Source organism: Okeania sp. KiyG1, from assembly GCF_014132355.1.
GTDB lineage: Bacteria > Cyanobacteriota > Cyanobacteriia > Cyanobacteriales > Microcoleaceae > Okeania.
In genome coordinates, this window is sequence record NZ_BLZO01000187.1 from 1 (window position 1) to 13,511 (window position 13,511).

Genomic DNA, 13,511 nt, shown 5'->3' on the forward strand with positions numbered 1-13,511 from the left:
GAGATTAAATATTAAAGTAATTATAGAATTATCAACATATACTATATAACCGGAATAATATCAAATCCGGTTAAACAGCCATAGAATGGTTAACTCTTTAGGAGTCAGGAGTCAGGAGGAGAAAGAATTACAAACATGAGCATAGTTATGACGATTGAAGAATTTTTTTATGTCTAATTAAACGGATTTGATATAACACCAAATCTTCACAAGCAAAACTTTGTAAGGACCTTCCATGGAGCGTTTCTATTGTGGTCTACCCAAATGGAAACTGCTGTAAAATTAAGACAACGCAATATTCTTACTCCTTTCTTTTTCCTTCTTCCTTCTTCCCTCTTCCTTCTGCTATTACAAAACCACCCCCAATCAATGGAGGTGGCTCAAACACAATACACACTATTTACACAAACAAAATGGAGAGGGGTAATTCTCAAATTATCCCCCATCTCAAAAAACCTAGTAATCGAAATCGCCGCCGCCCATACCAGCGCCAGCAGGAGCACCTTCCTTAGGTTCAGGTTTGTCAACAACAATACACTCAGTTGTCAACACCATACCAGCAATAGAAGCAGCGTTTTGTAGAGCAGAACGAGTTACCTTAGCAGGATCAACAATACCAGCTTCAAATAAATCCATAAACTCGTTACTAGCAGCATTGTAACCAGTATTGAAATCCTTCTCTTTCACGCGCTCGCCAATTACAGCGCCGTTCTGACCAGCATTTTCAGCAATGCGCTTCAGTGGAGCTAACAAAGCACGACTAACAATTAAAGCACCAGTTAACTCTTCAGCTTGCAAATTCTCATTTGCCCAACTTTCTAGATCGGGAGCTAAATGAGCTAGAGTTGTACCACCACCAGGAACAATACCTTCTTCCACAGCAGCTTTAGTTGCGTTGATAGCATCTTCCAAGCGTAACTTGCGGTCCTTCATTTCTGTTTCAGTAGCAGCACCAACTTTGATTACAGCTACCCCACCAGCTAACTTAGCTAGACGCTCTTGTAACTTCTCCTTGTCGTAGGAAGAATCAGTTTCTTCCATTTGACGGCGAATTTGTTCGCAACGAGCTTTAACTTCTTTTTCGTTACCTTCAGCAACGATAGTAGTGTTGTCCTTAGTAATGTTGATGCGACGAGCTTTACCAAGCATATCTAGCTTGGCGCTTTCTAGTTTCAAACCAGCATCTTCAGTAATAACTTGACCACCAGTTAATACAGCAATATCTTCTAACATTGCTTTACGGCGATCGCCAAAACCAGGAGCTTTCACTGCAGCTACATTCAACACACCCCGCAAACGGTTAACAACCAGAGTAGCTAAAGCTTCTTTCTCAATATCTTCAGCCAAAATTAATAAAGGTTTGCCAGAACGAGCTACTTGTTCTAATACTGGTACTAAATCTTGTACTAGAGCAATTTTCTTATCAGTAATTAGAATCATCGGTTCTTCGAGTACAGCTTCCATCCGCTCCATATCTGTTGCGAAGTAGGGAGAGATGTAGCCTTTGTCGAAACGCATACCTTCAGTAATTTCTAGTTCGGTCTGCATTGACTTCCCTTCTTCTAGGGAAATTACGCCTTCTTTGCCCACTTTATCCATTGCTTGGGCAATCATATTACCCACTTCTTCGTCATTACCAGCAGAGATAGAACCTACTTGAGCGATCGCCTTAGAATCTTCAATTTGACGAGCGTGAGATGCAATTTTTTCTACCAAGAAACCTGCAGCTTTGTCAACACCACGCTTGATAGCAATAGGGTTAGCACCTGCAGCTACGTTTCGTAGACCTTCTTTTACCATTGCGTGAGCTAAAACGGTAGCTGTAGTAGTACCATCACCTGCTGCGTCATTGGTTTTAGAAGCTGCTTGACGAATTAGGGCAACTCCTGTATTTTCAATATGGTCTTCTAGTTCAATTTCTTTAGCGATGGTGACACCATCATTAACGATTTGAGGAGCGCCAAATTTTTTCTCTAGAACTACATTCCTACCTTTTGGACCGAGTGTTACTGCTACAGACTCGGCTAGAATATCCATACCTTTTTCGAGGGCGCGACGAGCATTTTCGTTGTAGATTATACGTTTAGCCATAGTTGTAATTTTTATTGATTAGTAATTGTGGATGCTTGTTTGTGATTTGTTGATAATTAGTTGTTTTAGCACTTTAGCAAACATCAAATGAGTCGATAAAGTTTGCTAGTGCTATAGCAAAGAACGAGTTGGTTAGGATATAGACTGCTGATGAACCTTAGACAGAGAAATGCTTTTGCTACTGTTCCCTGTTCCCTGTTCCCTGTTCCCTGCTATATGAAACAACTTGATAAATCTTAGTTAACAATTGCGAGAATATCTTTTTCTGCCAGTAGAACATACTCATCACCACCGAGTTTGATATCTGTTCCAGCGTATTTTGAGTACAGCACTTTGTCTCCGACTTTAACTTCCATTTCTGCACGGGAACCGTCGTCATTACGCTTACCAGGACCAGCAGCAGCAACTTCTCCTACTTGGGGTTTTTCTTTTGCATTGTCAGGTAGAAGAATACCACCTGCTGTTTTTTCTTCAGCTGCACTGACTTTGACAAATACGCGATCGCCTAAAGGCTTAACAGTAGAAACACTCAGTGTTACGGCTGCCATGGTTTTCCCTCCAGATATATTTTAACTATTGCTGAGAGGCTAGAATCTGAAGCTCAATTATTGGCTTCGTTTGATTTTTTAGCACTCTCACTATCTGAGTGCTAATTTAGCTGAATAAGAGTTGCCATTGCAACTGATGAAACTGTACGGGTTCCCGAACTGAGAGATTTGGTTTTTTTGTCAAAAGTTAAAATAAAATGGCCAAAATTTAGAGTAATCTCGATTGAATTAAGCTTTTTAAATTAGGACAGTAGAAGGACAGTAGAATAAAATTATCTGAGCAGATCGAGAATTTTACCGTCAAAGTCATTTATGATTTAGAATAGGATATTTTACCGAAATATTGTGGTTTAAAGCCTCCCCTTTTAAGGGGATAATAAATAAAAATTTTCCTGTTCGTCAATCCTCTTCTTTCAAGGAGAGGTAATTCTAAATTCTAAATTCTAAATTCTAAATTCTTGAACAAAAGACAATATCCCTAGAAGTTCGTTGAAAGGTGTGTCGAAAATTTTATGACAGATAATATATCATCTCAAAGAACCGATAAATCTGATGGGACTAACTTCCAGAGCGCCGAATCCCAGGAAAATCCTCGACAGGACGATATTGACCAAGATATTTGTCAGGAATCTCTTGGTGTTTGTATCCAATCTCTGGGACTAAATAAAATTCAGCGACATATTTTTATTTGTGCTGACCAAACAAAGCCTAAATGTTGCTCGACAGAGGCTGGTTTAGAGGCATGGAATTATCTCAAAAAACGGCTCCAAGAGTTAAAAATAGACCGAGTTAACCCTGATTTACCTGGCTGTATATTTCGTACTAAAGCTAACTGTTTACGAGTTTGTTGTCAAGGTCCAATCATGGTTGTTTATCCTGAAGGAGTATGGTACCATTCCGCAACTCCTCCTGTAATTGAAAGAATTATTCAAGAGCATATAATGGGGAATCGAGTTGTAGAGGAATATGTTTTTCTCACTCATCCTTTGCCGGAATCAATGATTATTTCATCAAATAGCCTTAGTTGATTCATTAACTGATACTCATAAATTGTGGACATTTACTTGACTGGGAAACTCAAAAGTTCAAAGTTAACAATTAGTAACTAATAGTTATCAATATAAATTCTGATAACATTAGTAACCAATACTGTCAAATTTTCATATATTATTAAAAGTAGTGGAAGTTATTTTTCACAATACAAAACTATTATCTAGTTATACTTATATATCTATATCTAACTAAATAGGGTTTGCGCTCATAGAGTCTTTTTGCTGGGGTAGGAGACAACCCACCCCTCGCCCCTCCCTCCCAGGAGGGGAGGGGAAGACAGGAGGAACGGGGAATGTAGAGGAGGTAGGAGCGGGCGTTTTGTCTCTCAATTTTTCTGCCATAATCGTCCCAAAATACTAGCTTTTTGCAGCTCTTGCCACCGAAAAGCTGGTACTTTTTTCAACTCTAAAATGCTAAAACCAATATCTGTCAATACTTTTAGAATTAATCAGCAAGCCCTAAATAGTGTAGAAGTATTGATTGAGTCTAAAATCTATAATCAAAAATAGACAGGGGCATGATTTCTTTAGACCCCTAGATGCAGTCCCAGTCCTTTGGGTAAGGATATATATTAATCTAAAATAAAGTAGCAAACTCGCCCTACTTCTTTAATCTTTTATGAAAGATGCGGTTTATACCCGTCTTTGAAGTTAATGTTTGCGGGAATTAAACAAAGTGAGTTCTTCATTATGAAGGAAATTAATACTACAGACCAAAGACGGTTAATGTTAGTTGATGATGACCCTAATTTAATTTTATTAGTCAAGGATTATTTAGAATTTCGTGGGTATCAGGTAACAACAGCAGAAAATGGCCGAGAAGCACTAGAAAAGCTGGAAAATGAAATTCCTGAGCTAATTATATGTGATGTGATGATGCCAGAAATGGATGGCTATACCCTTGTGCAACACATCAGAGAAAACCCAGCTACAGAATGGATTCCAGTTCTATTTCTATCTGCCAAGGGTCAAAGTCAAGACCGAGTCAAAGGTTTAAATACTGGAGCTGATGTCTACATTGTCAAACCATTTGAGCCAGAAGAACTTGTAGCTCAAGTAGAATCTTCCCTGAAGCAAGCTTCTCGTCTAATTAAACATCAAAATTCTGGCGTGCCTAGTAGTAATGGGCCAAAAATTAAGGTGCGCCGAAATGTAGAATTAACTCCCACAGAATTAAAGGTAGTCCAACTTGTAGCCCAGGGGATGGCAAATCGTGACATTGCAGAAATGATGGAAGTTAGTCAAAGAACCATTGAGAGTCATGTCAGTAATATGCTTGGCAAAACTGGTCTACACAATCGGACAGAATTAGCCCGTTGGGCTATAGAAAGTAAAAAGGCGTAGGTATAATTACTCAAGAATCCATCGGGGTGTAAATTTTTAATCTTTAATATAATTTGTATATTTGAGGGCTGTAATTTTGTACTGCCCCGGTTTTTCTATATTCCAAATTTTATATACATAGTTTTTATTAAGTCAATTGTTTTTGATTTGACTGAATTATTAGAAGATTGGATGAATCCAATCTTCAAAGTATGGCCTTAATGAAAAATTATTGTCTGATATTGAAGATATGGAAGGGGATCGATTAATTTAATAAGCAGAAAAAGTATTTTTTACAGAAAAAGACTAAAATAGATAGTATATAACTACTAAAATTATTAAAATTATGAGAAGAGAAAAATATTATCGATTTACGATATAAAGGTAATTTTTTGCAGTTTAAATCTGAAATATGTAAGTAACAATGTTAGTTTATCTAAATTAAAAATAATGTAAGCATTTCCTGCGGAATACTGCCCTTGCCAGTCATCAGCTATTAGCTAGCCTCATAAGGTCGGAACTGCGGACTTCAGCAATTAATTTTGAGGAATTTCAATAATTGATAATTGATAATTACCTCTTCCTTTTAGGGAGAGAATTGAATAAAAGGAAAATTCATTCATTGTTTCTCCTTTAAAGGAGAGGATTTTTACCTTAATTATTCGGTAAAAGCAACTTTTGAAATTGAGAAAGAATAAAAAGTTACTGCCAAAGTCCTCTTCCCAAACCTGAGAAGTAATTATCTTTTTTTGCGGGTTTAATACCCCACCGTCTAAACGGTGCTTAAAATTGCTTGGGGTTATAAGACACGAAGTGGCGTGTCGAAGACTATCTATAAGGTAAGCATTTCCTGCGGAATGCTGCCCTTGCCAGCCGTCAGCTAGGCTCATAAGGTCCTAACTGCAGACTTCAGCGCTTCCCTGCGGGATGTGCTTGCATTCAGCTATTGCTTTTAGTTTTAGATAAAAGCTTTACTAATTGAGGTAGGATTAAATCTTACTTATAAAAGCTGGCTTTAAATCCTATATTCATTTAAACCCCCTCCTTTTACTGAGAGCTGACAGCTAATAGCTGAATGCTTACTCCATAAGTAATTTTCCCTTCTGCCTTCTGCTTTCTTCAATAATTACTAATAGCTGAACGCTTACAAAATAATTGCATTGATGATAGGAATATTACTAAAGTAATAGATTTAGACTGAATTATCTAAAATCAATATTAAATTTAAGTTTCTATGAATAATCTTAAGAACCGTCTTTCTATATTTGTGGACGGGAATAATATGTTCTACGCTCAACAAAAAAATGGTTGGTTTTTTGACCCAAGAAGAGTATTAGAACATTTCAACAAACCAGAAGTCAGACTAATAAATGCTTTTTGGTACACAGGCTTAAAAGACCCACAAGATCAAAGAGGATTCCGAGATGCTTTGATTAGTTTGGGTTATACAGTACGCACTAAAATTCTTAAAGAATATTATGATGATGTTTCGGGTCGCTATTCTCAAAAAGCTAATTTAGATATTGAAATTGTAGTAGATATGTTTAATACAGTAGACCAATATGACCAAGTAGTTTTGTTTAGTGGAGATGGGGATTTTGAAAGAGCTATTGAGCTACTTCGTTCTAAAAATACTCATATAACAGTTGTATCAACAGAAGGAATGATTGCTAGAGAATTACGAAATGTCACAGACCAATATGTAGACTTAAATGATATTCGCGACCAAATAGAAAAGGCAGAATATTAATTAAGAAGGAAGAAGGAAGAAGGAAGAAGGAAGAAGTTAAGAAGGAAGAAGGAGGAAGGAGGAAGGAAGAAGAAAAAAAATCTCAATTTCTTTCAGAATGTACTAAGTTAGAAGGCAGGAAGTATCAAAGAAAAAATCTCTGCTTGAAGACTCACAGCGTATTTCATATTAGTGAGGTACACCAGTCGCGGGCAAGATGCCCGCACTTGCATTCACCTTACCATTTATATTTGTACCTAATGTATCTGCAATCTGCTGTAAATATCTTCCTAGAAAACTCAAAAAAATTAGACTAATTTAGGTTTAATTTAAAGTATATTCACTATCTTGTAAAACAAGTTCAACAATTAATAATTAATAATTAATAATTAACAATTACCTCTCCTTGAAAACGGGTAGGATTGACTCAAAGGAAAATTTTTTCTTGTTTTTCCTTTAAAGGAGAGGCTTTAAACCTTAAATTATTCGGTAAGATCGAAAAAAGCTCAAGACTAACTTCTGTAAACTATAAGGTAAAAATAATGACAAGTAATCAAGACCGAATTATTATTTTTGATACGACTCTCCGGGATGGGGAACAATCTCCTGGGGCGGCTCTCAATATAGATGAAAAATTGACTATTGCTCGGCAACTATCTCGCCTGGGAGTAGATGTGATTGAAGCGGGTTTTCCCTACTCTAGTCCTGGAGATTTTGAAGCAGTACAAAAAATTGCTGAGACAGTGGGTGTAGAAGGAGGCCCAACAATCTGTGGTTTGGCAAGAACGACCCGTGCAGATATTGAAGCAGCAGGTAAAGCTCTTAAACCCGCAGTTAATGCTCGTATTCATACTTTTATTGCTACTTCCGATATTCACTTAGCTTATAAACTGAAGAAAACTAGGGAAGAAGTATTGGCGATCGCTCCTGAAATGGTGGCCTATGCTAAAACCTTTGTAGATGATGTAGAATTTTCTCCCGAAGATGCAGGTCGCTCTGACCCAGAATTTCTCTATCAAGTATTGGAGGCGGCGATCGCTGCTGGAGCGACTACGGTGAATATTCCTGATACTGTTGGTTATACGACACCTGCTGAATTTGGAGCGCTCATCCGAGGTATTAAGGAAAATGTTCCTAATATTGACCAAGCTATTATTTCTGTTCACGGTCACAATGACTTGGGTTTAGCTGTCGCCAACTTCCTCGAAGCTGTGAAAAACGGCGCTCGTCAACTGGAATGCACTATTAATGGTATCGGTGAGCGAGCTGGTAATGCTGCTTTGGAAGAGTTAGTTATGGCATTGCACGTCCGGCGACAATATTTCAATCCTTTCCTTGGTCGCGCACCAGAGTCAGAAGCACCACTTACTAATATTGATACTCGCCATATTTATAAAACATCTCGTCTGGTTTCTAACTTGACAGGAATGTTTGTGCAACCAAACAAAGCTATTGTCGGCGCTAATGCTTTTGCTCATGAGTCAGGTATTCATCAAGATGGGGTACTGAAGAATAAGCTTACTTATGAAATCATGGATGCTGAGTCCATCGGATTGACAGATAATCAAATAGTCTTGGGTAAACTTTCTGGTCGTCATGCTTTCCAAACTCGTCTCAAAGAACTTGGGTTTGATATTTCTGATGAAGAGGTGAATAAAGCTTTCCTCAGATTTAAAAATTTGGCAGACAAAAAGAAAGAAATTACAGATTGGGATTTAGAATCTATTGTTAACAGTGAGATTCAACAACCACCAGAACTCTTCCGTTTAGAGTTGGTACAGGTTTCCTGTGGCGATCGCTCTCGTCCCACAGCTACAGTTAGTATCCGGACTCCTAATGGGGAGGAATTGACTGATGCTGCTATTGGTACTGGTCCTGTGGATGCTGTATACAGGGCAATTAACCGAGTGGTGAATGTGCCTAATGATTTAATTGAGTTTTCTGTGCAGTCGGTAACTGCTGGTATTGATGCTATTGGGGAGGTGACTATTCGTTTGCGCCATGAAGGACGGGTGTATTCTGGTCATGCTGCTAATACTGATATTATTGTGGCATCAGCTCAAGCTTATATAAATGCTTTAAATCGTTTGTATGCAGCTTTGCAAAGTGATGTGAAGAAAATACATCCGCAAAAGAGCGATCGAGCTGTGGAAGTAGTATAGCGCAAGTCAGAATTTAGAATTTAGAATTTAGAATTTAGAATTCAGGGGAGTATGGGGAGTGTGGGGAGATGGAGAGATTAACAAGGAACGAGTTGCTGTTTGACTTATGTTGATGATGAACCGTAAGACGCCAGAAATACTGTTCCCTGCTTTAACGAAGTCAAAAGTCAGAATTCAGAAGTCAAAAGTTAACCCACCCTCGCCCCTCCCCTCCCTGGAGGGGAAGTAGGGGATTTGAGCAACTCTCCAAAAACACGATCACCAGTCAAGGTGGGGTTGCGCGACCCATATTATTTTGATCAAGAAAGATTTGGCAATGGCGCTTAGATGGAACATTTAGTTGCGATCGAGAAAGTGTGGGAATGGTTATTTCAGTTATCAGTTATCAGTACCTCTGCAATAAGAAGGTTTGACATAAGGAACATTCTCTTTTCTCTTGGTCTCATATCATGTCCGGTAGCATCGGTATTGTATAGCAAAGGTAGGGAATAGGGAATAGGGAATAGGGAATAGACAGAAAAACTTCACAAAGAGCAAGAAAAAAACTTAAATTCCCTGTAGATATTTACGCTAACTTTTACACAAACGATTGCGTTCGGACATGATATCATGGATATGGCGAAAAGACCTCATTATTGTCCTGAATGTCAACAAACTTTTCCTGCGGAATACTGCGCTAACACCGATACTTTTAATACTCTGTACTATGGTAGACAAGTGCCTCCTGCGGAGGAGCTGCGCTAACAACCCGAACAAATGCCCATGGTTCTATAGGATCGCGTTGAGGGCAGTAGTTTAAGAGGAATTATACCAATTTTAAAAAAGAATGTTACGAATAGTAAGAGCGATAAAAATAATTTATAGTAGATTTATATTTGAGAGAAAAAGATAATTTAAGCCCTAAAAAATCGTATTAAAGCTATTCCCATACGACTCCTGACTCCTGACTTCCCTCCTCCTGGGAGGGGCTAGGGTGGGTTGGGAGGGGTTAGGGGTGGGTTAACTCCTAAGAAATACCCTAGATATTTGTAGCAAACATTTATCAATTTGGTATTAGCTGAGAGCGTGAAGATCGCCTCTAACACAGTCTGTAAAAAATGGCGTACCGATGATTGGGGTGGATATGAACGGGTTCTTCCCCTAGATGATTTTACTTATTTATGAAAATTTAATGAAGTTGGTAGGTTACTCTTGACACCTAGGATAAAGGTGAATTATGATGTAACCGTAATATTTACATAGAACTAGGTCAAGCCTTACCAACAAGTGAGGTATAGCCCTTTTTAAGGGGATGAAAAAATGGAATATTTCTTATTTCAAACCTCCTTATTGTAGAGGTACTGATAACTGATAACTGAAATGACCCAGGGTATTTCAATACCTCCTAAACAATTTTGCTCATAGAAGCAGGGAATTTTAACCCAGAGCTGATAAAAGCTGATAGCTAGTTAATCAATATCGGACCACGATCGCGCTCAAGAAAAGCCTACAGGCTTTAGGAGTGCCCTGTTTTGTGGCACGATTTATACTGAATTCAGTAGCTTTAAAAGTGTATTCTTTGGGAACAAGGTGAGCGTTGTTCAACAATGAATAATGAATAATGAATAATGAATAATTACCTCTCCTTGAAAGAAGAGGATTGACAAAGAGAAGAAAATTTTTCTTCTCTTGGTCGATTGGATATGGCGAGGAGACCCGTTCTTGCAGACCCGCTCCGCTGTTAGCGTTTGCGGTAGCATTCCGGAACGGAAAGCTTTGCGGTAGCAAACGCCATCCCACCCTACGGGAAGCTACGCTAACGACCGCTTATTATCCCCTTAAAAGGGGAGGCGCATACCCACAATTTTTCGGTAAATCAAGAGATGAAAGTTTAAGAATAATCTATTTCTGATACCTCATTCAAAACTCAAAATTTACCCTAGACTGAGTTTGAGTATTTATAAAGATCCTAACTTTTGCTTCGACTGCTATAACTTGAAAATATCAAAACTTTTTTAAATAAGAGGAATTAATTAATCATGGCTGAAATAAACGGTACTCCTGGTGACGATACTCTAAACGGTACTAACGATCAAGATACCATCACTGGTCGTGGCGGTGACGATACCATCGATGGTGGTGGCGGTCGCGATACCATCAATGGTAATGGCGGTGACGATATCATCGATGGTGGTGGTGGTCGCGATAGCATCAATGGTGGTGGCGGTGACGATAGCATTGATGGTGGGAACCGTGGCGATAGCATCAATGGTGGTGGCGGTGACGACACCATCGATGGTGGTAGCGGTCGCGATGCCATCAATGGTAATGGCGGTGACGATATCATCGATGGTGGTGGTGGTCGCGATAGCATCAATGGTGGTGGCGGTGACGATAGCATTGATGGTGGGAACCGTGGCGATACTATCAATGGTAATAGTGGTAACGATATCATTGATGGTAGTGGTGGTAATGATATAATTGATGGTAATGGCGGTGACGATACCATCGATGGTGGTAGGGGTAATGATATAATTGATGGTAGTGGCGGTGATGATAGCATTGATGGTAGTGGTGGTGACGATACCATAGATGGCAATGGCGGTAACGATATCATTGATGGTGGTGGCGGTGACGATAGCATTGATGGTAGTGGCGGTGACGATAGCATTGATGGTAGTGGCGGTGACGATACCATCAATGGTAATGGCGGTAACGACATCATTGATGGTGGTGACGGTGACGATAATATCACTGGTGGTCCTGGAAATGATTTTCTTGTAGGAACCGATCCTTCTTCGAGTGATGTAGATACCTTCTATGGTAACGGAGGTGCGGACACTTTCGTCGGGGGAGAAGGAGAGGTCTATTACATTGGGGATGGCAATGAAGACAAGGGTATTATTAAGGATTTTGGTAATGGAGATCAAATTCAGTTATTTGGATCTCCTGATGATTATACAATTACTTCTTCTTCGGGAGATACATCCATTTTCTTCAATGATGGCACTGCGGATGGCGACCTCGTATTTGAAATTGAAGGCGTTGAACTATCAGACTTGACGGACACGAATATATTTACCTATATTCCTCCCAATACCCTAGAATCTGACTACACCATTTTTAGTGGCAATGTTGGTGATACAGAGTACACTGTTGAATTTGCTGACTCCCAAGTTGTTTACAAAATTGACGATATTGCAACTGATGGGTCTCTCAACGACTTCCTGACCGAAGCAGTATTGGAGCTTGGCGGAACAGTTGCCAGGAATGGCACTATCAAGGCGAGTTCCCTCGAACATTTTGGTGGCAACCATAATCCATCTATCAGAGAAAACAAGTCTACTGATGATGTGATCATCAGGATTGCTGGCTCTGGGGTAGGCGGCCAGTTCAAAGCTGACTTCGACAATGATGCTGATGCCAATGCATTTCAGGAATTCGCACGGGATCTCCTGGGCAAAGACCCAGCTAAAACCAAAATCTTCGAGTTCAATGGCGATACCAATGGCGGGAAGAACAGGATCAGAATCTTCACCAATGACGAGATTGCCTCATTGAACCCAGATTTATCAGATGGTTTGCGCACTACCGACAGCCTTGATTTTACCTGGTCTGGTGCTGATACATCAGGAACACAGAAGCGCAATAACTTTGATGATTTCATCGGGGAAATGGGGGATTTATTTGATGGCGACCAGTTGACGAATGCTAATATCCATGTAATTCCTACCCTCAATGAAGCGGAACTTATGGGAACCGAGGTGGCAATTAGCAATGGCATCGGTGACAGAGAAACCTGGAGCTTTGGCAGCGAGCAGGAAGCACAAAACTTCCTAAATTTCTTTGACAGTACGGTTGACGCTTTCACTGGTCCTGTTGCTTAGTCTGTTTAGCAACTACTTCGACAGAATCGAAAAACCAAGGTTTTCGTCTGTAGACCAAAAACAGATTGAAACCTTGGACTATCGAACCTCTGTCCTAACTTTTGCTTCGACTGCTATAACTTGGAAACATCAAAACTTTTTTAAATAAGAGGAATTATATCATGTCCGGATAATTAGTTATAAAAAAACTTTCTCCTTCAACTCCAGTTCTTCTTCTTTCTTCCCTCTTTCCTCCTGACTCCTGTACGGGCGATTTCCTAACGGAATGCTCCGCAAACGCGAATCGCCCCTACGACTCCTGACTCCTCCGTAGTTATTTATTTATCACTGTTCAACCGGACATGATATTAATTAATCATGGCTGAACCTAACTTTTTATCTCCTACCACCAATCCCTTCGGACTGACGGATGTGGGGATAATGCTGCACCCACCTTTGTCGATATTGATGGGGATGGGGACTTCGATGCTTTTATCGGGGCAAGAAATGGCAATACCAAGTTTTTCCGTAATACTGGAGATGATAGTGCTCCCAGCTTTACTGAAGAATCTGACAACTTCGGACTGACAGATGTGGGGAAGAAAAAAGCAAGAAGCAAGAAATAAGAGGAGAAAAATGAGAAAGTTTTTTTATCACTAATTATCCGGACATGATATTAGACAGAATCGAAAAACCAAGGTTTCCCTCTGCAGACCAAAAACAGAGTGTAGAAAGTGTGGGAAGACAGAATTTTTTGATAC

9 protein-coding genes are annotated in these 13,511 nt (G+C 39.5%); 6 read left to right on the forward strand and 3 right to left on the reverse strand.

The annotated features are described in order from the left end of the window. Positions 1 to 456: 456 nt before the first annotated feature. Both groL and groES read right to left on the reverse strand, forming a co-directional pair. Positions 457 to 2,091 carry a chaperonin GroEL gene (gene groL / locus SAGCYANO_RS41135; RefSeq protein WP_202225291.1) on the reverse strand — a complete coding sequence of 545 codons (1,635 nt, stop codon included), beginning with the start codon at positions 2,089 to 2,091 and terminating at the stop codon, positions 457 to 459. 236 nt (positions 2,092 to 2,327) lie between these two features. After that, positions 2,328 to 2,639, reverse strand: a complete 312-nt coding sequence (gene groES / locus SAGCYANO_RS41140; RefSeq protein ID WP_124147414.1) for a co-chaperone GroES — start codon at positions 2,637 to 2,639, stop codon at positions 2,328 to 2,330. A gap of 512 nt (positions 2,640 to 3,151) precedes the next feature. Here groES and SAGCYANO_RS41145 point away from each other — a divergent pair. Both SAGCYANO_RS41145 and SAGCYANO_RS41150 read left to right on the forward strand, forming a co-directional pair. Beyond that, positions 3,152 to 3,667: a ferredoxin gene (locus tag SAGCYANO_RS41145; protein ID WP_237397190.1), complete on the forward strand. Its 516-nt coding sequence runs from the start codon at positions 3,152 to 3,154 to the stop codon at positions 3,665 to 3,667. 714 nt (positions 3,668 to 4,381) lie between these two features. Continuing rightward, positions 4,382 to 5,035, forward strand: coding sequence for a response regulator transcription factor (locus tag SAGCYANO_RS41150; protein WP_202225292.1), 654 nt, complete (start codon positions 4,382 to 4,384; stop codon positions 5,033 to 5,035). Positions 5,036 to 5,550: 515 nt separating this feature from the next. Here SAGCYANO_RS41150 and SAGCYANO_RS41155 read toward each other — a convergent pair. Next, the gene (locus SAGCYANO_RS41155; protein ID WP_202225293.1) at positions 5,551 to 5,904 is read right to left on the reverse strand and encodes a hypothetical protein; all 354 of its coding nucleotides are present in this window, start codon (positions 5,902 to 5,904) and stop codon (positions 5,551 to 5,553) included. Positions 5,905 to 6,248: 344 nt separating this feature from the next. On the opposite strand from SAGCYANO_RS41155, the gene SAGCYANO_RS41160 reads away from it, so the two are divergent. From SAGCYANO_RS41160 to SAGCYANO_RS41175, 4 genes are all read left to right on the forward strand, one after another. Then, a complete protein-coding gene (locus SAGCYANO_RS41160) occupies positions 6,249 to 6,764 on the forward strand; it encodes an NYN domain-containing protein (RefSeq protein ID WP_202225294.1) in 516 nt (171 codons plus the stop codon). Positions 6,765 to 7,285: 521 nt separating this feature from the next. Beyond that, complete coding sequence (locus SAGCYANO_RS41165) at positions 7,286 to 8,905, forward strand: 2-isopropylmalate synthase (protein ID WP_202225295.1); 1,620 nt, start codon at positions 7,286 to 7,288, stop codon at positions 8,903 to 8,905. Between the two features lie 327 nt (positions 8,906 to 9,232). Further along, positions 9,233 to 9,397: a hypothetical protein gene (locus SAGCYANO_RS41170; RefSeq protein WP_202225296.1), complete on the forward strand. Its 165-nt coding sequence runs from the start codon at positions 9,233 to 9,235 to the stop codon at positions 9,395 to 9,397. Positions 9,398 to 10,923: 1,526 nt separating this feature from the next. Beyond that, positions 10,924 to 12,771, forward strand: a complete 1,848-nt coding sequence (locus SAGCYANO_RS41175; RefSeq protein WP_202225297.1) for a calcium-binding protein — start codon at positions 10,924 to 10,926, stop codon at positions 12,769 to 12,771. Positions 12,772 to 13,511 lie beyond the last annotated feature (740 nt).

Excerpts from the sequence above, each read along its gene's own strand:
- SAGCYANO_RS41145 (WP_237397190.1), top strand. The coding sequence starts at position 3,152 with ATGACAGATAATATATCATCTCAAAGAACCGATAAATCTGATGGGACT.
- SAGCYANO_RS41165 (WP_202225295.1), top strand. The coding sequence starts at position 7,286 with ATGACAAGTAATCAAGACCGAATTATTATTTTTGATACGACTCTCCGG.
- SAGCYANO_RS41150 (WP_202225292.1), top strand. The coding sequence starts at position 4,382 with ATGAAGGAAATTAATACTACAGACCAAAGACGGTTAATGTTAGTTGAT.
- SAGCYANO_RS41175 (WP_202225297.1), top strand. The coding sequence starts at position 10,924 with ATGGCTGAAATAAACGGTACTCCTGGTGACGATACTCTAAACGGTACT.
- SAGCYANO_RS41160 (WP_202225294.1), top strand. The coding sequence starts at position 6,249 with ATGAATAATCTTAAGAACCGTCTTTCTATATTTGTGGACGGGAATAAT.
- groL (WP_202225291.1), bottom strand. The coding sequence starts at position 2,091 with ATGGCTAAACGTATAATCTACAACGAAAATGCTCGTCGCGCCCTCGAA.
- SAGCYANO_RS41170 (WP_202225296.1), top strand. The coding sequence starts at position 9,233 with ATGGAACATTTAGTTGCGATCGAGAAAGTGTGGGAATGGTTATTTCAG.
- SAGCYANO_RS41155 (WP_202225293.1), bottom strand. The coding sequence starts at position 5,904 with ATGAGCCTAGCTGACGGCTGGCAAGGGCAGCATTCCGCAGGAAATGCT.
- groES (WP_124147414.1), bottom strand. The coding sequence starts at position 2,639 with ATGGCAGCCGTAACACTGAGTGTTTCTACTGTTAAGCCTTTAGGCGAT.